The 23,212-nt window shown below is 45.7% G+C and carries 23 protein-coding genes and 2 pseudogenes; 11 read left to right on the top strand and 14 right to left on the bottom strand.

Translation table 11 applies throughout. The annotated features are described in order from the left end of the window. Nucleotides 1-36: 36 nt before the first annotated feature. Nucleotides 37-936, bottom strand: a complete 900-nt coding sequence (locus tag ACF2G4_RS22705) for a LysR family transcriptional regulator (protein ID WP_409076577.1) — start codon at nucleotides 934-936, stop codon at nucleotides 37-39. A gap of 152 nt (nucleotides 937-1,088) precedes the next feature. Here ACF2G4_RS22705 and ACF2G4_RS22700 point away from each other — a divergent pair. The 3 genes and pseudogenes from ACF2G4_RS22700 (at nucleotide 1,089) to ACF2G4_RS22690 (ending at nucleotide 4,261) form a co-directional block, all read left to right on the top strand. Beyond that, nucleotides 1,089-1,751, top strand: a pseudogene (locus tag ACF2G4_RS22700) (RraA family protein). Between the two features lie 2 nt (nucleotides 1,752-1,753). Next, entirely contained in the window at nucleotides 1,754-2,959 is a 1,206-nt protein-coding gene (locus tag ACF2G4_RS22695) for a pyridoxal phosphate-dependent aminotransferase (RefSeq protein WP_409076576.1), read from the top strand. Nucleotides 2,960-2,988: 29 nt separating this feature from the next. Further along, a pseudogene (locus ACF2G4_RS22690) lies at nucleotides 2,989-4,261 on the top strand (Glu/Leu/Phe/Val family dehydrogenase). A gap of 56 nt (nucleotides 4,262-4,317) precedes the next feature. On the opposite strand, the gene ACF2G4_RS22685 reads toward ACF2G4_RS22690, so the two are convergent. Continuing rightward, the gene (locus ACF2G4_RS22685; RefSeq protein WP_409076618.1) at nucleotides 4,318-5,217 is read right to left on the bottom strand and encodes a LysR family transcriptional regulator; all 900 of its coding nucleotides are present in this window, start codon (nucleotides 5,215-5,217) and stop codon (nucleotides 4,318-4,320) included. A 92-nt stretch (nucleotides 5,218-5,309) separates the two neighbouring features. On the opposite strand from ACF2G4_RS22685, the gene ACF2G4_RS22680 reads away from it, so the two are divergent. After that, nucleotides 5,310-6,569, top strand: coding sequence for an MFS transporter (locus ACF2G4_RS22680; protein ID WP_409076575.1), 1,260 nt, complete (start codon nucleotides 5,310-5,312; stop codon nucleotides 6,567-6,569). Between the two features lie 41 nt (nucleotides 6,570-6,610). Here the strand turns inward: ACF2G4_RS22680 and ACF2G4_RS22675 are convergent, their stop codons facing one another. Both ACF2G4_RS22675 and ACF2G4_RS22670 read right to left on the bottom strand, forming a co-directional pair. After that, on the bottom strand, nucleotides 6,611-6,937 hold the full coding sequence (locus ACF2G4_RS22675; RefSeq protein WP_409076574.1) for a gamma-glutamylcyclotransferase family protein: 327 nt from the start codon (nucleotides 6,935-6,937) through the stop codon (nucleotides 6,611-6,613). Between the two features lie 115 nt (nucleotides 6,938-7,052). Further along, entirely contained in the window at nucleotides 7,053-7,961 is a 909-nt protein-coding gene (locus ACF2G4_RS22670) for a LysR family transcriptional regulator (RefSeq protein WP_409076573.1), read from the bottom strand. Nucleotides 7,962-8,067: 106 nt separating this feature from the next. Between ACF2G4_RS22670 and ACF2G4_RS22665 the strand changes: the two genes are divergently transcribed. The 4 genes from ACF2G4_RS22665 to ACF2G4_RS22650 are packed head-to-tail and all read left to right on the top strand — an operon-like array spanning nucleotide 8,068 to nucleotide 11,234. Beyond that, on the top strand, nucleotides 8,068-8,739 hold the full coding sequence (locus tag ACF2G4_RS22665; protein ID WP_409076572.1) for an RraA family protein: 672 nt from the start codon (nucleotides 8,068-8,070) through the stop codon (nucleotides 8,737-8,739). Next, the gene (locus ACF2G4_RS22660) at nucleotides 8,732-9,394 is read left to right on the top strand and encodes an RraA family protein (RefSeq protein WP_409076571.1); all 663 of its coding nucleotides are present in this window, start codon (nucleotides 8,732-8,734) and stop codon (nucleotides 9,392-9,394) included. Before ACF2G4_RS22665 ends, ACF2G4_RS22660 begins: the two co-directional genes overlap by 8 nt. Then, nucleotides 9,394-10,023 carry an RraA family protein gene (locus tag ACF2G4_RS22655; RefSeq protein ID WP_409076570.1) on the top strand — a complete coding sequence of 210 codons (630 nt, stop codon included), beginning with the start codon at nucleotides 9,394-9,396 and terminating at the stop codon, nucleotides 10,021-10,023. Before ACF2G4_RS22660 ends, ACF2G4_RS22655 begins: the two co-directional genes overlap by 1 nt. Next, nucleotides 10,020-11,234 (top strand): pyridoxal phosphate-dependent aminotransferase, encoded by a 1,215-nt coding sequence (locus tag ACF2G4_RS22650; protein ID WP_409076569.1) that lies wholly within the window; start codon nucleotides 10,020-10,022, stop codon nucleotides 11,232-11,234. Before ACF2G4_RS22655 ends, ACF2G4_RS22650 begins: the two co-directional genes overlap by 4 nt. 73 nt (nucleotides 11,235-11,307) lie before the next feature. Here the strand turns inward: ACF2G4_RS22650 and ACF2G4_RS22645 are convergent, their stop codons facing one another. The 10 genes from ACF2G4_RS22645 to ACF2G4_RS22600 all read right to left on the bottom strand — a co-directional run bounded on the left by ACF2G4_RS22645 (nucleotide 11,308) and on the right by ACF2G4_RS22600 (nucleotide 20,500). Beyond that, a complete protein-coding gene (locus ACF2G4_RS22645) occupies nucleotides 11,308-11,730 on the bottom strand; it encodes a hypothetical protein (RefSeq protein ID WP_409076568.1) in 423 nt (140 codons plus the stop codon). Then, nucleotides 11,727-13,094 carry an acetyl-CoA carboxylase biotin carboxylase subunit gene (accC, locus tag ACF2G4_RS22640; RefSeq protein WP_409076617.1) on the bottom strand — a complete coding sequence of 456 codons (1,368 nt, stop codon included), beginning with the start codon at nucleotides 13,092-13,094 and terminating at the stop codon, nucleotides 11,727-11,729. The genes ACF2G4_RS22645 and accC overlap by 4 nt, the downstream gene beginning before the upstream one ends. Continuing rightward, on the bottom strand, nucleotides 13,094-13,561 hold the full coding sequence (locus ACF2G4_RS22635) for an acetyl-CoA carboxylase biotin carboxyl carrier protein (protein ID WP_409076567.1): 468 nt from the start codon (nucleotides 13,559-13,561) through the stop codon (nucleotides 13,094-13,096). Before ACF2G4_RS22635 ends, accC begins: the two co-directional genes overlap by 1 nt. Nucleotides 13,562-13,563: 2 nt before the next feature. Next, entirely contained in the window at nucleotides 13,564-14,343 is a 780-nt protein-coding gene (locus ACF2G4_RS22630; protein ID WP_409076566.1) for a LamB/YcsF family protein, read from the bottom strand. A 20-nt stretch (nucleotides 14,344-14,363) separates the two neighbouring features. After that, complete coding sequence (locus ACF2G4_RS22625) at nucleotides 14,364-15,329, bottom strand: biotin-dependent carboxyltransferase family protein (RefSeq protein WP_409076565.1); 966 nt, start codon at nucleotides 15,327-15,329, stop codon at nucleotides 14,364-14,366. Continuing rightward, nucleotides 15,326-16,036, bottom strand: coding sequence for a 5-oxoprolinase subunit PxpB (gene pxpB, locus ACF2G4_RS22620; protein ID WP_409076564.1), 711 nt, complete (start codon nucleotides 16,034-16,036; stop codon nucleotides 15,326-15,328). Before pxpB ends, ACF2G4_RS22625 begins: the two co-directional genes overlap by 4 nt. A 19-nt stretch (nucleotides 16,037-16,055) precedes the next feature. Continuing rightward, entirely contained in the window at nucleotides 16,056-17,375 is a 1,320-nt protein-coding gene (locus ACF2G4_RS22615; RefSeq protein WP_409076563.1) for an MFS transporter, read from the bottom strand. Continuing rightward, nucleotides 17,375-18,028 carry a hypothetical protein gene (locus ACF2G4_RS22610; protein WP_409076562.1) on the bottom strand — a complete coding sequence of 218 codons (654 nt, stop codon included), beginning with the start codon at nucleotides 18,026-18,028 and terminating at the stop codon, nucleotides 17,375-17,377. Before ACF2G4_RS22610 ends, ACF2G4_RS22615 begins: the two co-directional genes overlap by 1 nt. 365 nt (nucleotides 18,029-18,393) lie before the next feature. Then, nucleotides 18,394-19,305 (bottom strand): LysR family transcriptional regulator, encoded by a 912-nt coding sequence (locus ACF2G4_RS22605; RefSeq protein ID WP_409076561.1) that lies wholly within the window; start codon nucleotides 19,303-19,305, stop codon nucleotides 18,394-18,396. A 139-nt stretch (nucleotides 19,306-19,444) separates the two neighbouring features. Next, nucleotides 19,445-20,500 carry an AraC family transcriptional regulator ligand-binding domain-containing protein gene (locus tag ACF2G4_RS22600; RefSeq protein WP_409076560.1) on the bottom strand — a complete coding sequence of 352 codons (1,056 nt, stop codon included), beginning with the start codon at nucleotides 20,498-20,500 and terminating at the stop codon, nucleotides 19,445-19,447. Nucleotides 20,501-20,663: 163 nt separating this feature from the next. Here ACF2G4_RS22600 and ACF2G4_RS22595 point away from each other — a divergent pair, with 163 nt between their 5' ends. The 3 genes from ACF2G4_RS22595 to ACF2G4_RS22585 all read left to right on the top strand — a co-directional run bounded on the left by ACF2G4_RS22595 (nucleotide 20,664) and on the right by ACF2G4_RS22585 (nucleotide 23,179). Continuing rightward, complete coding sequence (locus ACF2G4_RS22595) at nucleotides 20,664-21,398, top strand: acetoacetate decarboxylase (protein WP_409076559.1); 735 nt, start codon at nucleotides 20,664-20,666, stop codon at nucleotides 21,396-21,398. A 14-nt stretch (nucleotides 21,399-21,412) separates the two neighbouring features. Next, nucleotides 21,413-22,348 carry a 3-hydroxyacyl-CoA dehydrogenase NAD-binding domain-containing protein gene (locus ACF2G4_RS22590; RefSeq protein WP_409076558.1) on the top strand — a complete coding sequence of 312 codons (936 nt, stop codon included), beginning with the start codon at nucleotides 21,413-21,415 and terminating at the stop codon, nucleotides 22,346-22,348. 309 nt (nucleotides 22,349-22,657) lie between these two features. Further along, complete coding sequence (locus ACF2G4_RS22585) at nucleotides 22,658-23,179, top strand: LysR substrate-binding domain-containing protein (protein WP_409076557.1); 522 nt, start codon at nucleotides 22,658-22,660, stop codon at nucleotides 23,177-23,179. Nucleotides 23,180-23,212: the final 33 nt, after the last annotated feature.

The following is a 23,212-nucleotide window of genomic DNA, read 5'->3' as shown; positions in this document are numbered from 1 at the left end:
TCAACGGGGAGCAGGTCATTTCCACAACATGCAGCCTTAGAAAATAAGTGAGTTATCAAAACGGCAAAGGAGTTGCGCTATATGCACAAATTCGGGGATTACCCCGCCAGCCCGGTCAGTCAGATACATACCGGCATAACGAATATTAGGCGGACTAGGCCGTAACGTGACTTCGCCAAGCTTGCCATTCTTTACCAGGTTTCCTACCAATTTTCCCGGTAGATAGGTTATACCAAGTCCAGCGACAGCGAGACTAAGCTGGGCAACGAAATTGTCGCATTCAAGCGTTTTATTAAAAAATACATTTTTACTGGAAAAATAACGCTGATAAATCAAGCCGATTCCTGACTCTTTGCCCTGCGTCAAAAAAGTGTTCTGTGAGAGCGCATCAAGGCTAAGCGGTGTGCCATGAGGTATTAGCAAGGGGGAGCACATCCATACATTCTCCAGTTTATCCAACGGTATACTCACCACCCTAGTATCGCTGTACACGTCTGGTATTACAATGAAATCAACAGCATCAGAAATAAGCGAGTCAAACAATCTTGCACTGGTATTGATGAAGGGTTCAATTTGCACTTTAGGATAAAGACCACGGACTTCTTCAACAAAGGAAGGTAACCAGGTTAACGCAGATAGTTCCGTTACGCCCAAGCGCAGGCGCGTCATTAAAACCTGACTGTCACTCATGCGTTTGATTAACATATCCCTTCGGCCAGCAAGATCTAAACATAATTCGTATAGCTCTCGTCCTTTCTCTGTCAAGCGAGCTCCTCGCTGCGAGCGGTCAAACAGCGGCAGGCTAAAGGTCTCCTCTATTTCATGAATGCGTTTTGAAATAGCGGACTGTGACATGCTCAAACGCGTCGCTGCTGCTTCGAAGCTTCCACATTTCACAATCCATATAAAAGCATCCATTTGTTTGAAAGTAATCATGGGATCCTTCAGATGAAAAAAGTGATGATATGCATGCATAAAATATCGCTGAAAGTTCATTGCAGCTAGCGATAGTATCATTACAACTTACCTGCTTAGTTGAATAATGTACGGCAGGTTTGCTTTATGCCAACTCAGTCCAAGGGGAACTTATGAGCTTACCAGGCAGCGTTATTAATCCGGCGGCGTGACCGCTAACCGAGTCAGATCGTGAAAAGTTTCACGACGTTGTAACGCCACATTTGAGCGATAACATGTCAAGGTTGGTAGGTATCAAAGACCTGCATCGAATAAATAAAACCGGAAAGCTCATCGGCACTGCACTCACTGTAAAAAGTCGTGGTGGTGACAATCTTATTATTTATAGGGCAATGACCATGTTGCAGAAAGGACATGTGCTGGTGATTGATGCCTAGGGTGATATGAATAATGCTGTTATCGGTAAATTAATCAAACTTGAGAGCGTCAGACGCGGTTGTGTTGGGTTTGTTGTAGATGGAGCGATACGTGATGTGGCGTCATTTGAAAACATGCCTTGTTATGCGCGTGGTGTTATCCACAAAGGACCTTACAAAACAGGGCCCGGGGAAGTAAATACGCCGGTTAGCATTGGCGGGCAGGTCATTATGCCAAGCGATATCATTATTGGCGATGAAGATGGGGTAGTGAACTTTGCTTATCATCTGAAGGATCAGCTGTTAAGCCTTGCAGCGCAACATGCGCGCAAAGAAGAATTAATCAAACAAGAAATCACCAAAGGTTTGGATGAACAGTCCTGGTATACCCCAATACTTAAACAACATGGACTTGTTTAAACATGACAACTAAAAATTTGACGTCTGATCGAATCAATCGAATCAAGCCATCACCGTCGGTTGCTGCAAACGCACTAGTGAATGAACTGCGTGCAGCAGGGCATGACATCATTAATTTCACCATTGGCGAGCCTGATTTTGATACGCCGACTCATATTATTGAGGCCGCCACACAGGACATGCACAGCGGAGATACCCATTACACACCATCTAATGGAACTCGCGCACTACGTGAAGCTATCACGATTAAGTTAAAACGTGATAACGGCCTGGACTATTCAATACAGGAAGTCGTGTGCGGAAATGGCGGTAAACATATTATTTCCAGCGCATTTGGTGCGACGTTAAATGCAGGAAATGAAGTAATTATTCACGCGCCATATTGGGTTTCTTATCCAGATTTAGCCTTATTGAATGAAGCCGTACCGGTAATCATTGCCGGTAAAGAAGAACTGGGATTCAAAGTCAGTCCTGAAGAGATACGACAGGCAGTAACAAACAGGACTAAATGGGTAATATTGAATTACCCGAATAATCCAAGCGGGGTCGTATATAACGCCGCAGAACTCAATGAAATTGCCGCTGTTCTTCGTGACTTTCCTGATGTGTTGATCATGCTTGATGAGATCTACGAGCACTTCGTTTACGAAAAGTCAGTACACATTTCATTAGCTGAGGTCGCCCCCGATCTTAAAGACCGTATTCTGATCATTAACGGAGCTTTGAAAGGCTATGCCATGACGGGTTGGCGTTTGGGTTATGGCGTTGGTCCTGAATGGTTGATTAGTGCCATGACCAAGTTGATTTCACAGACTGCAACCTGCTCATCATCAGTTAGTCAGGCAGGAGCCGTCGTTGCGTTTGCTGGTGATCAGAGGCCAGTGAAGGAAATGTGTGCTGTATACGAAACGCGGCGTAGAGCGATCTGCGATCATCTTTGTGAGGTCGAGGATATTTCATTTATTCCACCGTCAGGCGCCTTCTATCTCTATATCAATGTTTCAAAGTTGTTAAATAAAAAGACGCACAACGGTCACATTCTTCATAATGATGATGATGTGGTTGAGTATTTACTCCGAGAGGGAGGAGTGGCTACAGTGAGTGGGAAGGCCTATGGCATGTCACCATATATTCGCGTCTCATTCGCCAGTTCATTACCGGTGATTGAAGAGGGATGTATTAGATTTAAAACGCTGTTAGCCGCCTGATTGACCTGACAAAATAGGGGAGGTATGAAATGCATTCACTCTCTTATCTGAATTGCAATGGGGATACCGCCTGGGATATCTATCTCAAGCAAATCGATAGAGTCGCCCCTTATATTAGTAATTATGCCCTGCGGATTGAGACCTTCCGTCATCCTAAGCGTGTTCTCATCGTTGATATCCCGGTTGAAATGGACGATGGTTCAATTCGCCATTTTGAAGGTTATCGCGTTCAGCATAACCTTTCTCGAGGTCCAGGTAAGGGAGGGATCCGCTTTCACCCTGATGTGGATCTCAACGAAGTGATGGCGTTATCTGCTTGGATGACAGTCAAATCCGCCGCGTTGAATCTACCTTTTGGTGGGGCAAAAGGTGGGGTAAAAGTTGACCCGCGTGAACTTTCTATTCGGGAATTGGAGCGATTAACTCGACGTTATACCAGTTAAATTGGATTGATAATTGGTCCGCAGCAAGACATCCCAGCTCCAGATGTCGGTACTAATAAACAGGTAATGGCTTGGATCATGGATACTTATTCTATGAATGCTGGCTCCACAATAACAGGCGTAGTAACCGGTAAGCCGGTTCATCTGGGAGGATCACTGGCCGAGTTAAAGCCACTGGGAGGGGGTATTTATCACCGGCACCGAAATGGCTAATAAGCTTGGCATTGCCATTGCTGGCGCCCGTATTGCTGTTCAGGGGTTTGGAAATGTAGGTAAAGAAGCCGCATCTCTATTTAAACGAGCGGGTGCGATTATCACTGCAATTCAAGACCATACCGGCACACTTTTTTGTTTAAAAGGAAGTGATATTGATGCGTTGATCATCTGGCAAGAGAAACATAATAACATTCAGGGGTTCTCAGGTGCTGAAACGGTCATGAATGAACAGTTTTGGCTTACCGATTGCGACATCTTGATCCCTGCTGCATGGGAAGGACAAATAACTGCTGCCAGAGCTGAAGCGTTGACGTGCAAACTGATTCTGGAGGGTGCAAATGGTCCTACTTATCCCGATGCAGATGATATATTAAAACGCCGTGAAATCACTGTTGTACCGGACGTGATCTGTAATGCAGGAGGGGTAACTGTCAGTTACTTTGAGTGGGTTCAGGACATTGCCAGCTATTTCTGGACAGAAGATGAGATTAACAGCCGCCTCGATCATATAATGCGGCAGGCTATCCGCTCTGTGTGGGAAAAGGCCGGCCAGAAAGATTGCTCTCTGCGTACTGCTGCATTCATTATTGCCTGCGAGCGTATTCTTAATGCACGTAAAGAACGCGGGATCTATCCGGGTTAAGCATCACCATGAACTCAATATGCCCGCAAGGTGTTAAATTCTGCTGGTGGGCGTGTTTATCTATTGTCACGAATATGCGACCTGGCTTCTGTAAGGAAGTTTTCGATGACAGAGTTTTTGTTATTCTCATTCCAGGCTGCTGCTAAGCCGATCGTCGGGACCGGCATTTTCACCTGGCGAAAGCTTACTCCTGTAAGATTAAACTGGGTCAGTGATTCTGGCACCAATGAAACTCCTAATTCAGCGGCAACAACTGAAAGAATGGAGACGATATGAGGCGCTTTTTGTCCTTCAATAACGTCGAAACCAGCCTGGCGGCAGGCCTGTATTGACGCTTCACGGAGACTAACACCAGCATCGCCGGGAGTGAGAATGAATGGGTCATACTTGAGTAAGCTCAGGTCAATTTTGCCACGTTGCCGGGCTAAAGGATGACTGCTTGGCAGGGCTACCACCAACTTTTCATCCCTTAAATCTGATACACAAATTCCTGCAGGAACGCTAGCGGTAGGACGAAGCAGCGCCACGTCCAGCTTTTTTGCAATAAGAGCATCAATCAGAGCAATTGAGTTTGCTTCGGTGACCTTTAACTCAACTTCAGGGAAGGTACGTTTGAAGGCTCGTATGGTCACGGGGATTAAAGGATTAACACCCGCAGTCCCGGTAAATCCAAGGTGCAATAGCCCAATTTCCCCACGGCCAGCGCGCTGGGCAGCTTTTACTGCCTCTTCAGCTATAGCCGTCATAGGTTTTACCGCGTCATAAAAGGCCTTACCGGCTTCGGTTAATTGCGTGCTTTGGCTACTACGAATAAACAGTGATACCTTTAGCTCTCTTTCGAGATCGCGAATCTGCATGCTTAAGGGAGGTTGTCCTATTCCCAAACGCGCCGCAGCACGTGTGAAATTTTTCTCCTCCGCTACCATCAAAAAATAGCGTATATGTCGCAACTCCATATATTTTATATATTGCATTAAGTTAGTTCATATATTGGACAGATAATACGCTGTGCAGTAATTTTTTCCTATGTTTTTAATTAGGAACTTACATGAGTAACGTTGTCACAAACTCCACCATTACGCCTCAATCAGTATCAGTAGACACTTTAGAGTCCAGTAATGTAAAAACGTCCATTAAACGTGGTACGCGTGAGTACCGATGCGCGGGACTTTCTTTGTTTCTGCTTGGTTTCGCCAGCTTCTCACTCATTTACTGCGTACAACCTCTACTGCCCGCCTTTGCTAATGCCTTCGGTATCTCTCCTGCCCAGAGCTCACTTGCGTTGTCGTTAACAACAGGTTTGCTTGCTTTGTCGATTTTGTTATCTGGAGCATTCTCACAAGCACTGGGAAGAAAAGGACTTATGTTTGCATCTATGGTACTGGCATCCCTCTGCAATATTGTGGCAGCCGTGGTGCCTGAATGGCATCAGTTGCTGATTGCACGTGCTGTTGAAGGCGTTGTATTAGGAGGTGTTCCTGCCGTGGCAATGGCGTGGCTGGCAGAAGAGATAGACCCAGCGCATCTTGGTAAAACCATGGGATTATATGTTGGAGGAACGGCCTTCGGTGCCATGATGGGGCGAGTGGGGATGGGACTAATCACTGAATTCACATCATGGCGTGATGCCATGTGGATACTTGGTCTGCTTTGTTTAGTTTCAGCTATTGGGTTCTATCTCTTGCTGCCTGCGTCGAGAAATTTTCAGCGGAAACCAGGCCTTAATGCTCAGTTCCATCTCAAAACGTGGGGTTTACACCTTAGTAGCCCGGGGCTTATCCGTCTGTATATTACCGGGTTCTTTCTAACCAGTATTTTTGTCACACTATTTAATTACGCGACATTTCGGTTGGCGGATGCACCTTTTCATTTTAACCAAACCCAGATCAGTCTGATCTTCTGTGCCTTTGCTTTTGGGATTGTCTCGTCATCTGTAGCAGGAAGCCTGGCAGATAAAGTCGGTAAAAAACCGCTGCTTATTGTCGGATTCTGCCTGATGTTGGTTGGGACATTCTGCACGTTGCCCGCTTCACTGATCGGTATCATCGTTGGCATCATTTTAGTGACGACAGGATTCTTTGTTTCCCACTCGGTGGCCAGTGGAGCCGTGGGGCCATTGGCTGGTATGACGCGCGGACATGCGTCATCGCTTTATCTGCTGTTTTATTACATGGGCTCAAGCATTACAGGTTCAATGGGTGGCTGGTTTTGGCAGCATGGTGGCTGGCATGCGATCGTTGCACTTACAGGAGGTGTAGCGGCGGCTGGTATTATATTGTCGCTGTTTGCTCCGAAGAAAGTAAAATGATATCACCCTGGCAATGTCAGGGTGATGGCTCTAGATATAAATTACGCTTTCACTGCATACACTGATGCGAGCACAACAGAGCCTTCCCGGGTCATAACTTCAACAGGTACGCGTTCATATCCTTCGCCTTCAAATTTGTCCAGAGCTTCCCAATGGTTGGCCAGATTTTCTGAGGTGAATATAAAACCATTCACTTGTTCGCCATTATGGTTCAGCCTGATGCCAGGGTAACCCATCTCAGCGCCCCAGCCCTTGTTCAACAAGTTTCCTCGTACGAACCCTTCTTGCCATGTTCCGCCAATACGCTCAAGAACATGCGCGTTTGGACGGCCTGGGCCGAGCGTACCGTAAACAAATAAGCTTAACATGACGAATCCTTACTTTTCTTACTCATAAAAATATCGAATCTACAAGTTGAGGCGGACCGGATCCAATATCTATCAAGAGAGTTGCTGATAGCTTTTTTATATCGAAGCAAATCAATTATTTTTGAGTTGGCCGATCGGGTGATTGAATCAGCGCGATAAATTTCTCGACCAATATATTACTACGCGAGCGTGACCAAGCAACAGCGGTGGTGACTACTTCTATTTTGTGTTTCAGGGGGATGGTGATGACATTAGCTGGGGAGAGGCGTTCGAGAGAGGAGGGCACCAGTGCAACGCCTTGTCCGCAACTGACGAAAGCAATTTGTGAAGCAACAGAACGTACTTCGTGAATGATACGGGGTGAAAAGCCCTCCGCGCGACATGCGGTAATCATACTGTCAAAAAAGACCGGGCTAAGATGGCGAGAGAACATGATCCACTCTTCGTTACTTAGCGAGAGAAGTTCAATCTTACTCTGACCTGCCAGCTTGTGGTTATGAGGCAAGGCCACCACCAAATTATCGCTCGACAGTGGAAGTGAGCCAATATCATCTCCCAGAGTTCCTGTGAGGCGTGCAAAGGCTAAATCAAGCTCACCATTTTGTAAGGCAGGAATAGCTTCCGAGCTGTCTATTTCTTTAATGGCGATTGTAAGTTGCGGCATGAGCACTTTCATTCTTGCAATATAGCCAGGCAATACATCCAGCATGGCAGTACTGATTGCACCGATCGTCAACACGCCAGTTTGACCGGCCACTGCTTCGTGGATAGCCAGCTCAAGCCGCTCAACATGTTCCGCAAACTTTTTTACCGCTGGCAGAATTGCGAGCCCTGCAGGCGTCAGTTGAACACCTCTACGTGAGCGGTCGAACAGTTGCACTTTCAATGACTGTTCCAGCACTTGAATTTGTTGGGTAAGTGGGGGTTGAGTCATACCAAGGCGTTTTGCTGCCCGACCAAAATGCCTCTCTTCCGCCACAGCCAAAAACAACCACATGTGCCGAATAATACGAAAATTAATCATAGTTCCCCGATATCTTTTTTATATCAAAATCATTCTTAATGAGGATTTTACCTATCAGACTATACGTTTAATAGTGAGTCGAACTCAACTCACTTTGGATACCGTTATGACTTCAGATGCATTGCTGAATCGTCTGGCGAAACTGGATACCAACACCGTATCGGATGCATTAGATTTTCTTTCACTGCTAGGTGCGACCTACGGCCTTCGTCCTTTGTGGGACTGCCCTAAGGTGGTTGGACGAGCCAGCACCATACAGCTGGGTGAGAAAATTGATGCAAAACCTACGGTTCATTTGATCTCCCCGGTAATTGATGCCGTGACAACCAATGACCGCATATTAGTCATTGCGGGCGGTAAAGACGGTATTTCTTGCTGGGGCGATATTCTGGCGAATGCCGCAAAAGGCAAACATATTCGCGGATCGGTAATTGATGGTCTGAGCCGGGATATTGAAGGCAGTGAGTCCATTAATTATCCGGTTTTCGGGAGAGGAGTCACGATGATAAGCGCCAGAAATCGTGTCATCCAAATTTCATCAGGCGAGGTCATTAGCGTAGCGGGCGTGCAGGTTAAACAGGATGATTATGTGATAGCAGATCGTTGCGGCACGGTATTTATTCCAGCCGCGCATATTCAGGAAGTTATCTCACTGGGCGAAAAAATCGCTCACCGTCAGGACAGTATGGTTCAAGCCGTGCGGTCTGGTCGTTCTGTTGCCGAAGTCATGCACGACAGTGCTTTTGAAGCCATCAATGCAGGAAGTAATCATGAATAACGAAGATAAAAAGCTGGTTGCCCTGTTTGCAGGACTTGATACGGCGGGGATCTCCGACGCGCTCGATAAATTAGGTCTTGTAGGGCAGTGTTTTGATGTAATGCCACTGGATAACTACAAACAAAGCATCGTGGGGCTGGCTTACACCGTGCGTTATGAACCAGCTTCGAATCCACCCGGCACGGTCGGTGATTTTATTGATGACGTGCCTGCTGGTTATGTCGTTGTCATTGATAATAATGGACGGACAGATTGTACTGTCTGGGGAGATATCATGACCCAACTGGCAAGTACCAAAGGGATTGCCGCCACGGTCATTGATGGGGTCTGCCGTGACGTTCATAAAGCGTTGGCCGATGGTTATCCATTATTTACAAAAGGTCGGTTCATGCGAACTGGTAAAGACAGAGTGCAAGTCGCCGGGATTAACCAGCCAGTATCAATAGGAACTGCCAGGGTAGAGGCACGTGATATCGTTATTGCTGATGCCAGCGGCGTAGTGATTGTTCCACGCGAGCGCGCAGAAACTGTTGCTAGGATTGCGTATGAGATAGAAGTAACGGAATCGGCCATCCGCGATGCACTGGCACAGGGGAAAACGCTGCGCGCTGCGCGCGAAGAGCTTGGTTATCATCTGTTACAGAGGAAAGGATAATGCCAACATTTACCGAAAAACAGGCATTCCAGGCTCTAAAATTAGGTAGCTCGACCCTTTATGAAGCATCAGGACTTGATTGTGCAATCGATCCTTCGATTAGCAATATCTGGCGCGGTATGACTGTTGCTGCGCCAGCTTATCCGCTGGCATGCTCCCCGGGCGATAACCTTGCACTGCACATCGCGCTTGAAAAGGTGCCTCGCGGTTGCGTGCTGGTGGTATCAACTGACAACTTTATTGCTGGCTACTGGGGAGAAGTGCTGACCGTCGCTGCTATTGCCGCAGGCGTTAAGGGTTTGATCATTGATGGCGGAGTGAGAGATATCGCGGCCGTGTTGAAACACAACTTTCCCATTTTTGCGTGTGGCGTAGCAGTACGCGGGACAATCAAATCAAGCTACCGCTCAATTGGCCAACCGATTTCCTTTACCGGTATTCCCGTTGCTGCAGGTGATTTGGTCGTGGGTGATGATGATGGCATCGTCATCATTCCTGCCGCAGAGGCTAATCGGGTCATCGCCGCAGGTGAACAGCGTGAGATTAAAGAGCGCGCAATGATGGAGAAATTGTCCCATGGTAGCTCCACGCTTGAACTAATGGGGCTGTCGCATTGGAGGGAGAAATGATTGATGCGCCGGTTCCATTAAACCGTAACCTCGCTAGCGTGAAAGGATCTGCAACCTATCGTATTATGGATAAGGTCGCTGAGCGTAAAGCGCAGGGGAAACCCATCATTTCTTTGAGTGCAGGAGAACCCGATTTTCCAACACCAAGGCATATCTGTGCCGCAGCTATGATGGCAATTCAGGATGGCCATACCCGTTATACTCAAGTGGCTGGACTGCGAGAATTACGACAGGCGGTTGCGCTAAAATTTCGTAATGAAAACGCCCTTGAGGTTTCCTGGCAAGAAACCTTAATTAGCAGTGGCGGTAAACAGGTTATATATAATGCGCTTGCTGCCACGCTAAATGACGGGGACGAAGTAATCATTCCGGCACCTTACTGGGTTAGTTACCCCGAAATGGTTCAGCTGTGTGGCGGAAAACCGGTTACAGTTAATTGTGAAAACGACACAGGGTTCAAACTGACGTCTGGTGCACTGGAAGCAGCAATTACTGAAAAAACCCGTTGGATCATTCTCAATTCTCCTTCAAATCCAACAGGCGCTGTTTACAGCGAGGCAGAGCTGAAAGCTCTGGGCGATGTACTGTTACGCTATCCACAAGTGTTAATACTTTCAGATGATATTTATGAACATCTGATCTTTGATAATGCAAAATTCAGCACTCTTGCTGCTGTGGTTCCGGCATTAAAATACCGTACCTTGACGATGAACGGTGTATCAAAAGCCTGGGCGATGACGGGATGGCGAATCGGTTTTTGTGCCGGGCCGTTATGGCTGATTAATGCGATGGAAAAATTACAGGGTCAACAGACTTCTGGTGCAAGCTCAATCTCTCAGCATGCGGCACTGGCAGCGTTGACTGGACCAAAAGATTTTCTTGCGACTTCACGCGAAGCATTCACCACCCGTCGTGACCTGATGATCAGGATGGTGAATTCAGCGCCAGGTCTTTTCTGCACAATGCCGCAAGGTGCCTTTTATGCCTTTGCAAATTGCAGTGCGCTGATCGGAAAAACCAGTGCGGGTGGAGCGCTTTTAAACAGTGATGAAGATGTGGCGACGGCGTTATTAAATGAAAAGGGCGTCTCTGTCGTGCACGGTAGTGCATTTGGTTTGGCACTATATATCCGCATTGCTTATGCCATTGACGAGGCTTCACTCGAAAAAGCGTGTCAGCTGATCATCGATTTTTGTACAGAAGTGATATGACCGCCATCGGGATGCCATTGTAGTGAAAAGGAAGAGGAAGAGGAAGAGGACTGCACCTCTTCCTGTATCTGACTTAGCTTATTGAATAAATTTTATCGCCATAACCCACTAACGCATTCTCAGCCACTAAGGTTGCATTAATTTTACCTGCCTGAGGTGATACGATCTCAGTCAATACTTCTTCAAACTTCAGATAACCTAATACCTGTCCCTGCGTCACAAAATGATTGACATGTTCGTAATTTATAAGGGGATGGCTTGACGTAAACAAGCCCATTCCAGGTGAGGTAATAAATTGCACGGTTGAAGTGTCAGATGACAGTGAGGTTGAGGGGGACACTCCAGAATTCGAGGCAGTAGGATTTGCTGCTTTGGTTTTATCGCGAAACGTAAGATGAAGTGATATTTCACCGTATTTCAGTTCTGCACTCGCCAGAGAAGTTTTCTCAAGATCAGAAATTAAAGTCTCAAGTTTTTCTAAATCGGAAAGGCTCATTTTTGACCCTCTTTACATTCTGAACGGTATGCCAGCAGATTTTCAAGAAATTGAATGGTGAACGCTCCCTTTCTGAAATCCTCTTGTTCAAGTAAGTTGAGATGCAATGGCACTGTGTGGTCTACACCGCTAATAACACATTCTTCCAGAGCAACACGCATACGATTGATCGCTTCCTCACGTGTTCTTCCCCAAGCAATGATTTTGGAAATCATTGAGTCGTAATAAGGTGGAATCACATACCCTGCATAAAGATGTGATTCGACGCGGATACCAGGACCGCCTGGTGCAATCCAGCTTGTAACCTTTCCCGGAGAAGGTTGAAATGTCCAGGGATGTTCTGCATTGATACGGCACTCAATAGCATGACCGGTTAATGACACATCGTCTTGCGAAAAGGAAAGCGGATAATCTTGTGCAATCCGCAGCTGCTCAGCAACGATATCTATACCACTCACCACCTCAGTTACAGGGTGTTCAACCTGAACGCGTGTGTTCATCTCAATGAAATAAAAGTGGTCATTTTCATAGAGGAATTCAAACGTTCCGGCACCGTGATATTCGAGAGTTCTGCAGGCTTCAGCACAAATCTGACCGATTTGTGACAAGCTTTCACGTGAAACATGTGGCGCAGGTGACTCTTCAATCAGCTTTTGATGCCGGCGCTGCATTGAGCAATCTCGTTCCCCTAACCAAATCGCATTTCCATGATGGTCTGCCAGCACCTGAATCTCAATATGGCGAGGATTTTCGAGATATTTCTCCAGATAAATCTCAGGATTGCCGAATGCGCGCTGCGCTTCTTCACGCGTGATGTTGACGGCATTAAGTAACTCCTCCGGCGCACGTACGATACGCATTCCTTTGCCACCGCCACCACCTGAGGCTTTCACAATGACAGGATAGCCAATACTTTCCGCAGTGGTGGTGAGAACATCAGGATCTTCTGACAGGGCACCAACTGAACCAGGCACGCAGGGTACACCTGCTTTCAGCATAGCTGCCTTAGCTCTGACTTTGTCGCCCATCTTACGAATTGTATCAGGGGATGGACCGATGAAAATCAGACCAGCATTTACCACTTTTTCAGCGAAAGAGGCGTTTTCAGATAAAAAACCGTAGCCGGGATGAATGGCGTCCGCCCCAGTTAATTTGGCAGCCATAATCAGGGCATCATGATTGAGGTAACTTTGCGCAGACGAGGCCGGACCAATACATAACGCGGTGCTGGCCAGCTGCACATGTCTGAGATCTTTATCTGCTTCGGAATAAACCGCCACGGTTTCCAGGCCTGTAGCATGACAAGCTCTAAGTATGCGCAGAGCAATTTCTCCACGGTTCGCGATTAACACCTTGCTGAACATCATAATTCCTCGATCTCAAACAGCGGAGTGCCAGGCATAACAACATCGGCATCTTTGACCAATGCCCGGACAATACGTCCTTTTTTACTGGCCTCGACGGCATTAAGCATTTTCATCGCCTCGATAATAGCGATCTGCTTTCCATCTTCTATTATGTCACCGGGCTGGACGAAAGGAGCCGCACCTGGCGAAGGGGAGTGATAAAAGACGCCATGCAATTCACATTGAATAAGGCTGGTGCTTGGTTCAGTAACAGGAGACGGGGCAACGCTATAATACATACTCGCGTTATCCGACGAATCATCAAGGATGCCTTGCTCCTGACTGTTTTCTGCAGCGATCTGATTCTGGCTTATCAAATGAACCTGCATATCTCCATATTTGAAAGCGATCTCAGACAAAGAAGTCGAAGACTCAAGTAAATTAAGTAATCGGCGAGTCAGAACAATACTTTCTTCCGTCGTCATGATCACAATCCTTGCGGTGAGGCAAACGAAGCCACTTTAACGCCATTTGCTTCCAGCAGACGGCGCACTTCTGACGCCATGGTGATCGCACCTGGGGTATCGCTGTGGACGCAAATGGTATCAATATGAACTGGCAGCATCTTTCCTGAAACGGTTTCAATACCACCACCTTGAATCATACGCAGCATACGTTCCGCAGCCTGAACTGGATCACGTAAGACGGCACCCGGAATCTTGCGGTGTACCAAATGACCTTCTTCGTCGTAAGCTCGATCTGCAAAAACTTCCGCTGCCGTCTTAATACCTTTGTCTTTGCAAACGCGTTCCATTACCGCGCCAGCAAATGTTACACATACCAGATTTTTATCTACAGCCTGAATGGCATTAGCAATGGCGATAGCAATATCTTCTTCAGTTTGAGTAAGATTACCTAGGGCACCATGCGCTTTCACGTAAGTGATTGGATGATCGGCATACGCTGAAAGCCCTTGAGCCGCTCCAATCTGATATGCCACTAAACGCTCGATTTCACCAGGAGTGTAAGGAATGATACGGCGGCCAAATCCCCAAAGATCGGGAAATCCAGGATGTGCTCCAACCATTACATTCTTAGTTTTAGCCAGGGAAAATGTCCGAGCCATGATTTCAGGATCACCGGCATGTAAGCCGCAGGCCACATTGGCCGAAGTCACAATGTCTAAAATGGCAGCATCATCTCCCATTTTGTATGCACCATAACCTTCGCCCATATCAGAATTAAGATCGACTTGAATAACAGACATACGTCCTCCTGTTTTAATGTTTAGGAATAAAGATGAAGTGTATTTTTAAGCGTGGTGTAATGGGTATTGAAACGCTTTAAATCAGCGATCGCCTCATCCAGACCAATGAATTCAAAACGTAACTGACAACCCACCGGGCACTGGGCAACTTTCCATAAATCACTTTCAATTATTGTGCCGATCTTAGGGTACCCGCCGCAGGTATTGGCATCAGCTAGTTGAATAATAGGTTGCCCATCTGGCGGCACTTGAATGGTTCCCGGCACGATGCCGTGTGAAAGTAACTCTTTCTTTTGTGAAAAGGTTAAAGGGTGTCCTTTAAGGCGATAACCCAGTCGGTTAGATTGCGGCGTAATGACATAACTGTAATGGCAAAATTGATGCAATGCTTCTGCCGTGAATTCATGATATTCAGCACCGGGAAGTACCTTAATTTTTACCTGCCCAGACGTTGCCTCTCGCCAAAATTCTGAAAGTCCCTTGGGAATGACACCTAAAGATTTTTTTTGCTGTGCGTGAGATGACGGTTTTAAACGTAAGATATCACCACGCTTCAAACCTCTACCATCAACACCGCCCATAGCACATTTGAGATCGGTCGAGGCTGATCCTAATATATGCGGGACGTCTATGCCGCCAGCAAAAGCTAAATAAACACGGGTGCCATTGCGTGGGCGTTCAATGATTAATACCTGCCCATTTGATGCCATTTTTCGCCACCAAGGAGCGACGATATTATCGTCAAGTTTTATCACACTATTGCCCCCGGTACATGCGAAACAAGTATCAGATAAAAAAGTAATACGAAAAGGGAAGATGTTTATTTCAATAACAGCAGAGGATTCAGGATTACCTAATAAAAGATTAGCCAGGGATAGTGCCATGGAATCCATTGCTCCTCCAGGGCTGATGCCTAATTTCATATAGCCTTTCCGGCCGGTATCCTGCACAAGATTCAGGGCGCCTCCAGACAAAATTTCAATCATAAATCGACACCTTCAACAATAAAACGAACTTTATCACCGGGACTTAGCAAACAAGGAATATTGGCATGCGGGTTAAAAATTTCTGTCCGCGTTTCTCCTAACAAATGCCAGCCAGAAGGGGCGGTGCAAGGCATTATTCCAGTTTGTTCTCCACCGATGATCACGGAGCCTTTTAAAATACCCATCCGCGGAGATTGTCGTCGAGGTATCGCAATTTCCGCTGGCAATCCAGTCATATAAGCAAAGCCAGGCATCGAACCCAGGCAGGCAACCGTGTAGATTGCTGTACTGTGCCGGCTAATAATCTGATCGATGGTTAAACCAGTGGAGGCTGCAATGTCCTGTAAATCGTCTTTAGCAAGACCGCCATAGGTAACACCTATCTCAAATTCGCGTCCTGTCAGGGTTTCACCCGATGTTTTTTCCCAGAAGCTGGCCAGAATTTCACGTGCCTTGACATGAGAAAGTGATAATGGGTCAAATATGATAAGTAAATTATTTACACCGATAATAATTTCCCGGATAAATAGCTCTTTTTTTAACTCAGAAAGGTATTTTTCAAGCAACCAAATTCTATTTTGAATTATACTGTCATATTTTCCTTGCGAGGCATCAAAGAGCAACCCCCCAACGCCAGCGAGATTAATTACAAAGTCTGCGCTTGAATGTGATGTTCTATCTATAAAAGATTCAAATACAGAAAGCATGTCAAGACCTTTGTTGTTATTATTCAGCCAGTGGTTTATTTGCAGTTTCTTTCGCACTAAATAGTGCTAACAGCGTTACTGTTAATCCTATACTGGCAAAAATAGAGATTGGCAGACTTTGATTATATTCCTTCAGTAAGAATGTCATAATTAACGGTGAGAATCCGCCGCCAATTATGCCGCCCAAAGTATAAGCCAATGAGGAGCCAGCGTAACGTACTCGAGTTGGAAACTGTTCGGTAATAAATGAGGCTTGCGGGCCATACATCATAGCCTGGAAAACCATGCCGACAACCACGGCAAAACAGATGTAAATGGGATTCAACGTATGGAGTAAAAAGAAGAAGACAAATACCCATATAATTGATCCTAACGCCCCCATGGCATAGACGACGCGACGACCAATTTTATCGGACAGGCTCCCGAAAAATGGTACAGCAAAAACATGGACGGCCGCGCCCAGCATTGTTGCTGTGAGGGCTTCTGATCGTGGTAATCCTAATATGGTTGTCACATAGGTAAGGGTAAAGACCATTAAAATGGCGTACATGATATCGGAGCCGATTCTGACGCTGCCTGAAATCAATAAGCGTGGCCAGTGTGCCACCATAACTTCTTTTAATGGCAAGTCTGCTTTGTTCTCAGATGTCTCAAGCGCTTTAAATACAGGCGTTTCATCAACACCTTTTCTTAACCATAACCCAAGGACGACCAACAATACGCTTGAAAAGAACGGAATACGCCATCCCCAATCCATAAACTGCTCGGCTGTAAGCACATAGGTGATTAACGCAATGAACCCGGCACCAAGAAGTGTTCCAAAAGAAGGGCCAATTTGGGTAAATGAGGCGTTACGGCCCCGCTGATCCTGTCGACCATGTTCCATAGTTAATAAAACCGAACCGGCCCACTCTCCGCCAATGGCCGCTCCCTGGAGAAAACGCAGCGTCACTAATGCTACAGGGCTCAAGATGCCCCACTGGAAATAGGTAGGCAAAAGTCCCATCGCTGCGGTTACCACGCCCATTAACATCAACGTAGCAATAAGTACCCAGCGACGCCCCAATTTATCACCCAGATGACCAAAGATAACGCCGCCAAAAGGACGTGATATGTAACCAACGGCATAGGTCGAAAAGGCCAGAATCGTGCCTACCAATGGCGAAAAAGATGGGAAAAAGATATGGTTGAAAACCAGCGCTGCCATAAGGTTATAAACAGTAAAATCGTACCATTCAAGGGTGGTACCAATCGAGCTGGCCGCTGCCAGCCTGCCCATTTTATTATTTTTAGCCTCGCTCTGGCCTGGCTTGCCTGCGGTAAGCGTTGTCTCATTCATTACATTAGCTCCGAAGACGCAAGCTTCCAGCTTAATGAATATCGTGCAGCTTCCTGCGGCACACAGGGAAGGTTAGCTGTGGCAAAACGGAGGGCTATACCATTTGCCACGCTGTCGCTGCTTTCAATGATGAACAGTGGCGACATGATGCGTTTACTAAGATCTTCCTGAGGTAACGGGCGACTTAATGTGTCATCAGGGAAAATGACATAGCTGCGCACAAACGTAGCATCATCAGATAAGTACTGACCGGCTTCTTTGCACAGATGCATAATGTGACTGCATTCTCTATCCAACTGTAGCGGTAATACGGCAACATACGCACCACTACCCTGACCGACACTGGCTTCCACCGTACCGATACGACGATACGGACGTATCATGCGTTTAATAGTTTTTATTGACCATTCAGTCTGGTTAACAAAAGCTTTTGAGTAGGCAGCACCTGCAAATACTTCTGTAGAATCTGCCCAATAAAGGCTCAGATATTTTGGATTACCATCAAGTGACTGATAGCGTGCAGCGGAAATAACCCCATTCATCCGAACACGTTCTTCAATGTGTTCGCGATCGTACCAACGATTGAAATCGGCCTCATCGGTCGGCTCAATATCAGATGCAACAAATAGCATACCGTTTGGAAACGTAGACATGATTGGCTCTCATTAACAGTGGGTGTGTCTGGATAGTCTCTGAGCAGCTCGATCATTTCCAACGGGTTTTTATAGGGAGAAGTGATAACTTTTTATTTGCAAAGCATTGATTTAACGATCAATTTTGGTGAGGGGTTTCACCATAACAGTGCAGATGATGAAAAGCTTTTATGCCATTTTTGATCAAATAATGAGATAAAATAATCATGCGTGAATAAAGGCTCATAATTCAGTAGGTTATTTAAAATTTAAAGGTACACAAATTTTTTAAAACCGTTTTTTAACGGATGGTTTAACTAAGATGATTTTTATGTGCTTGCATCAAAATGGCGCAACGTTTAATTAGCACTAATTCTTTAAGCCATTCAGGAAGGAGAATATGGACGGGGGCTATTGGCCATAAATTTATTGGCATGCTCAACGGCTAAGGATGCAACAAAACGGATTGCGTCCGACGCATTACTTTCCAGATAACTGATAACAAATCCCTGCTGCGGTAGGTCAAGTTCACAATTTATATAGCGTAATTCACCAGCCTCAATTTGCTCGCGTACTGGAGCCAAAGGAAGAAAAGCCTGGCCGAACCCATTTTTGACTAAGCGAACAATAGTGGCAATTGAATTCACACAGTGAATTTTCCCTATCGGAATTGATGCTCGGCGATAAAGATCTTTCAGCGCCAGATGTGGGTGGGACCCCTTACTCATAGTAATAGCCGGTTGTCGCAGAAGATCGATTAATACGTTGTCGGCAAATGTGGTATTCGATGCTGAGCAAACCCATCCCATTGCCATCGGCAGACAAGGAAGACTCGTCATTCCTTCACCAATTAACTGATCGGTTTGAAACGCGATATCCACGTCCCCGTTACACAGACTACGATGCAGTCTTTCTGTCGCTTCAGAGCTGAGCTGAATTTCAATGCCTGGGTAGCTATTTTGCAAATGATGTAAAAATTCCACCAACCAGGTATGAACAATGCTGTCGATCACTCCAATTCGCACTATGCCAAGCATCTGCTGGTTAGTCTGACCCAGTTGCATAATCTCGCGATGAATCTCAAGCATACGTTCGCTATAATCCACCAGCCGAGCCCCGGTGGGGGTAAGTCTAAGAATGCTTGAGTCGCGAATAAAAAGTTGTGTACCAATATCTTCTTCCAGAGACCCAATACGGTTTGATATAGCAGCTTGTGTGAGATGCAATTTATCCGCTGCAGCACGGAAACTCCCTAACCTGACCACACAAATAAAAGTTTCAAGAAACCGGGTGTTCATAAATTTTCCTGCCATTAGCTTGATGCCATCGTCTTATCAGACCATCAAAAAGGCTAGGGATCACTTAAAATATGTTTCTTACTCTCTGTGCTCTTCATTACCGGATAGCCTGTCTGTGTTGAGATGGCTGAATGTATGTTTAGGTGGCGGATAAGCTGACTTTATTATGTCTTGCACGAAAGGCCGCTGGGGATGTTCCTGTCCGACGTTGAAAGGCGCGACTAAAACCGGAATAAGCCTGATAACCCAATCGTTCAATGATCATATCTAAACTCATTGATGATTGCTCAAGATAGCCTACTGCTACCTGATGACGAATGTCATCCATCAAATTGCTGTAATTCGTTCCTTCTTTACTGAGCCTACGCCGCAATGTGCGGCTGGTCATACCCAGTCTTTCAGCCATAGTTTCCATATCCAAATTAAATTTTTTCTCGGTAAGTAATATATTCCGTACCTGCTCTGAATAGCGCTTGACGGACTGAGTTACTGCTAATAACTGATCACATATTGTTGTAAGACTTTTTACCGCAATTTTACTGGCCAAAACAGGTGAAAGCTTTTTAATCGAATCGTGATACCAGAGCCTGGTATGACTGGCATTAAACTGGCATTCACAACCCAGGCAACTTTCATAGATTGCTCCATTATCGGGGCAGGAATAGGCGAATGTTGCCAGAAAAGGAGAACATTGTTGACCAAACGCATCTTTAAAATGGGTTATATGTTGGCTGACCTGCTGTTCCATCAAAAAGCGTTGTAATGATGATGAGGGATGGGAAAGCGCAGTTATGGAAAATTGCCATGCAACACATCCATTCTTTTCAATCCAGTCAAGCTTTACAAGCGGCGTCGCCAGTTGGTGATAACGTAAAGCTAGCGCTAAAAATTCACTAAATGACAGACTGGCGAGTAGGGTATGACCATAGGGGCCATATGCGGAAAGATGTAGTTTTGCGCCTGCTCTGAAGGCTATATCATTTTTGCATGTTAAAGACTGAGTACGAATAAAAAATGCAATCAGCTGATTAATAGATATTTTTTGACTTCCATCGTAAATTTTTAAAGCGCTAATGCCTGATTCTCGCAGCACCCCGAAAGTGTTGACGCCTTCTTCTTCAAGCACTTCATTTAGTGCAGCAATTTTATAGGCAGGGAAATGCTGATTATCGTGAGGATGGGGAATTCTCTTCATGCAAACTGTCCTCATAAGCTTTCTAAAACGTCCTGTCAGGATCTTCGAAAAATTTTACTGCAAATTTAAACTTACTTTTACTGAACTGCGCGTTTGAGCAATGCAATTTTAGATTAGCAGAAGTTCAATGCCAGGTGTAATCCACTACAAGAGGTGAGTTGTTGTGACAGAAGATGAAATCAGAAAAAATGCATTTTCAGGGCCTTTCACATCTCCTGGATTTCCGCGTCCGCCATTCCGCTTTAAAAACCGTGAAATTCTTATCATCAGTTACCGCACCGATCCTGAAGCATTACGTAAAGTTGTTCCCGAACCGCTGACATTTGATGAACCCGTTGTGAAATATGAATTTATTAAAATGCCAGACTCCAGTGGGCTAGGTTCTTACACTGAATCTGGCCAAATTATTCCGGTCAGTTATCAGGGTAATGAGGGAAGTTATACCCATGCTATGTATCTGAACAGTTTTCCAGGCGTTACTTCAGGCCGGGAAATGTATGGCTATCCAAAAAAGTTAGCTGAGCCTTTGCTTGAAGTAAGAAGTGACACATTAGTAGGGACGCTAGACTACCAGGGCATTAGGGTCGCAACAGCGACGATGGGGTACAAGTATCAACCACTTGATGTGGCTGAAATTAAGGCATCTTTATTAAAGCCAGGTTATTTATTGAAAACAATTCCTGATCCAGACGGTACGGCTCGTATATGTGAACTTGTAGTGTTTACGGCCTCGGAAATCAATGTTAAGGAAGCTTGGTCAGGGCCGGCATCACTTGAACTTCATCCCCATTGCTTTGCACCGGTATCTTCACTTCCTGTGCTTGAGATCCTTTCAGCAGTATACATTATCACTGACCTGACGCTTGATAACGCCAGAATTATCCATAATTATCTTTGAGCAGGAATTCACACATGAAAGATATTAAAACCATAATGGTTATTGGCACTGGTGTAATTGGTGCCAGCTGGACAGCACTATTTCTGGCCCAGGGATATCAGGTGATTGCTTATGATATTGAGGCAAGCGCAGAGTATAAGCTCAAAGAGTACATCGTTGATGCATGGCCAATTTTGGTCAAAATTCATGGCATTGATGGTGAAGCACCTTTGGACAAGCTCCAGTTTACCACCTCCCTGGAAAAAAGTGTCGGTTTGGCTGATTTGGTGCAGGAAAATGGTCCCGAAAATCTGGCATTTAAACAGAAGCTTTATCATCAACTTGATCAAATGCTGGATGAGGATGTGATAATTATTTCCAGCTCATCCGGACTTAAAATGAGCGATATCCAAATTGCCTGTGAGCGTTTTCCACAGCGTTGTGTTGTTGGTCATCCGTTTAACCCACCTCATTTAATTCCTTTAGTCGAAATAGTTGGTGGCAAGCTTACTTCGGATGAAACGGTGAATGCGGTCAGTAATTTTTATAGAAGTTTGGGCAAAGAGACTGTTACGTTATGCAGGGAGATAGCCGGGCACGTAGCTAATCGGCTGCAATCTGCCCTTTGGCGGGAGATTATCTATCTGGTGAGCGAAAATGTCATCACACTCAATGATGCAGACAAAGCCGTGACTTGGGGACCGGGTTTACGTTGGGGAGTTATGGGGCCAAGCCTTCTTTTTCATCTCGGCGGTGGTAATAAAGGTATGCAAGGTTACCTTGACAAATTTGCAGATTCTCATGTTGCCTGGTGGAACACATTGGGGCAGCCAAAATTGGATGATAATGTTAAAAATATGTTGATTACACAAATGGATTCGGAAGTTGCTGGTCACACTCAAGCAGAGCTTGAAGCAAGACGTGATACCTTATTGTCTTCTTTGATAGCATTAAAGAAAGAAAGGCAATAAATATTTTGGCTGGTTTCTTGCTAGAGCGAATGGCTTAGCGTTACGTTCTGTATATTCTCCTGAAATAATGAAGGTAAATTAGCGTTAAGTCCGGGAAGTTTTGATCTTCATTGATTGCGGCTTTTTCTTCTGGCAGCTGAATCAGGGAGCCTAGCAAAAGCGGCCGGTCAGGCCAATATTACGTTATCCGGTGCTAGCAAACGTCTTGGAACGAAATATTGAATGTCGGCTATTTATCCGATAGCCCAGAGGACTGGAATTGACCGCTGCCGGGCATGGCATGATACGGCATGCCCGCAGATGAACCAAATGGCCAGCGAAATCAGTGATTTCTCATCCGGGTGTTGGGCCATATCTGTATTGCTGCAAATCTCTGCAATAATCCAGTTTCTTCCGCAAGATCTTGCTGCTTTTCACCAACAGCATCCCAGGCTACGTATACTGCTGGAGGAAGCACTAAGCGAAAATATTGTCGAGCAAGTGGACGCAGGACGCGTTGATATCGCAATATTTGCAGATAATGCTGCAGCACCCGGCATCAGAACCTTCCCTTACCGACGCGATCAGCTGGTGCTTCTTGTCCCATTGGGGCATCCATTAGCAACTCTCTCTTCCATTAATTTTTCTGAAACGCTCGGTTATGACTATGTGGGACTCAATCAGAGAAGCTCACTGCTCAGATGTATCTCAGCTGCCGCGTTAAGTACGAGGAAAATCCTTCGGGTTAATATCCAAATCACCAGTTTTGACGCCTTATGCCGCATGATCCAGGCTGGGTTAGGTATCGGTATTTTGCTTTCAGGTGTCATCAGTCATACATTGCATGGCTAGTCCCTTGTTACAATTGCATTTCAAGATAAATGG

The sequence above is a fragment of the Pantoea phytostimulans genome, from assembly GCF_046118715.1.
Lineage (GTDB): Bacteria > Pseudomonadota > Gammaproteobacteria > Enterobacterales > Enterobacteriaceae > Pantoea > Pantoea phytostimulans.
The sequence above is the reverse complement of the archived record's forward strand: the minus strand, read 5'-3'. Positions and strand labels throughout refer to the sequence as shown.

Excerpts from the sequence above, each read along its gene's own strand:
- ACF2G4_RS22635 (WP_409076567.1), bottom strand. The coding sequence starts at position 13,561 with ATGACGACGGAAGAAAGTATTGTTCTGACTCGCCGATTACTTAATTTA.
- ACF2G4_RS22615 (WP_409076563.1), bottom strand. The coding sequence starts at position 17,375 with ATGAATGAGACAACGCTTACCGCAGGCAAGCCAGGCCAGAGCGAGGCT.
- ACF2G4_RS22685 (WP_409076618.1), bottom strand. The coding sequence starts at position 5,217 with ATGGAGTTGCGACATATACGCTATTTTTTGATGGTAGCGGAGGAGAAA.
- ACF2G4_RS22630 (WP_409076566.1), bottom strand. The coding sequence starts at position 14,343 with ATGTCTGTTATTCAAGTCGATCTTAATTCTGATATGGGCGAAGGTTAT.
- ACF2G4_RS22585 (WP_409076557.1), top strand. The coding sequence starts at position 22,658 with ATGGCCAGCGAAATCAGTGATTTCTCATCCGGGTGTTGGGCCATATCT.
- ACF2G4_RS22680 (WP_409076575.1), top strand. The coding sequence starts at position 5,310 with ATGAGTAACGTTGTCACAAACTCCACCATTACGCCTCAATCAGTATCA.
- ACF2G4_RS22610 (WP_409076562.1), bottom strand. The coding sequence starts at position 18,028 with ATGTCTACGTTTCCAAACGGTATGCTATTTGTTGCATCTGATATTGAG.
- ACF2G4_RS22660 (WP_409076571.1), top strand. The coding sequence starts at position 8,732 with ATGAATAACGAAGATAAAAAGCTGGTTGCCCTGTTTGCAGGACTTGAT.
- ACF2G4_RS22670 (WP_409076573.1), bottom strand. The coding sequence starts at position 7,961 with ATGATTAATTTTCGTATTATTCGGCACATGTGGTTGTTTTTGGCTGTG.
- ACF2G4_RS22695 (WP_409076576.1), top strand. The coding sequence starts at position 1,754 with ATGACAACTAAAAATTTGACGTCTGATCGAATCAATCGAATCAAGCCA.
- ACF2G4_RS22665 (WP_409076572.1), top strand. The coding sequence starts at position 8,068 with ATGACTTCAGATGCATTGCTGAATCGTCTGGCGAAACTGGATACCAAC.
- ACF2G4_RS22645 (WP_409076568.1), bottom strand. The coding sequence starts at position 11,730 with ATGAGCCTTTCCGATTTAGAAAAACTTGAGACTTTAATTTCTGATCTT.
- ACF2G4_RS22705 (WP_409076577.1), bottom strand. The coding sequence starts at position 936 with ATGATTACTTTCAAACAAATGGATGCTTTTATATGGATTGTGAAATGT.
- ACF2G4_RS22675 (WP_409076574.1), bottom strand. The coding sequence starts at position 6,937 with ATGTTAAGCTTATTTGTTTACGGTACGCTCGGCCCAGGCCGTCCAAAC.
- ACF2G4_RS22655 (WP_409076570.1), top strand. The coding sequence starts at position 9,394 with ATGCCAACATTTACCGAAAAACAGGCATTCCAGGCTCTAAAATTAGGT.
- accC (WP_409076617.1), bottom strand. The coding sequence starts at position 13,094 with ATGTTCAGCAAGGTGTTAATCGCGAACCGTGGAGAAATTGCTCTGCGC.
- ACF2G4_RS22590 (WP_409076558.1), top strand. The coding sequence starts at position 21,413 with ATGAAAGATATTAAAACCATAATGGTTATTGGCACTGGTGTAATTGGT.
- ACF2G4_RS22650 (WP_409076569.1), top strand. The coding sequence starts at position 10,020 with ATGATTGATGCGCCGGTTCCATTAAACCGTAACCTCGCTAGCGTGAAA.
- pxpB (WP_409076564.1), bottom strand. The coding sequence starts at position 16,036 with ATGCTTTCTGTATTTGAATCTTTTATAGATAGAACATCACATTCAAGC.
- ACF2G4_RS22600 (WP_409076560.1), bottom strand. The coding sequence starts at position 20,500 with ATGAAGAGAATTCCCCATCCTCACGATAATCAGCATTTCCCTGCCTAT.
- ACF2G4_RS22625 (WP_409076565.1), bottom strand. The coding sequence starts at position 15,329 with ATGATTGAAATTTTGTCTGGAGGCGCCCTGAATCTTGTGCAGGATACC.
- ACF2G4_RS22605 (WP_409076561.1), bottom strand. The coding sequence starts at position 19,305 with ATGAACACCCGGTTTCTTGAAACTTTTATTTGTGTGGTCAGGTTAGGG.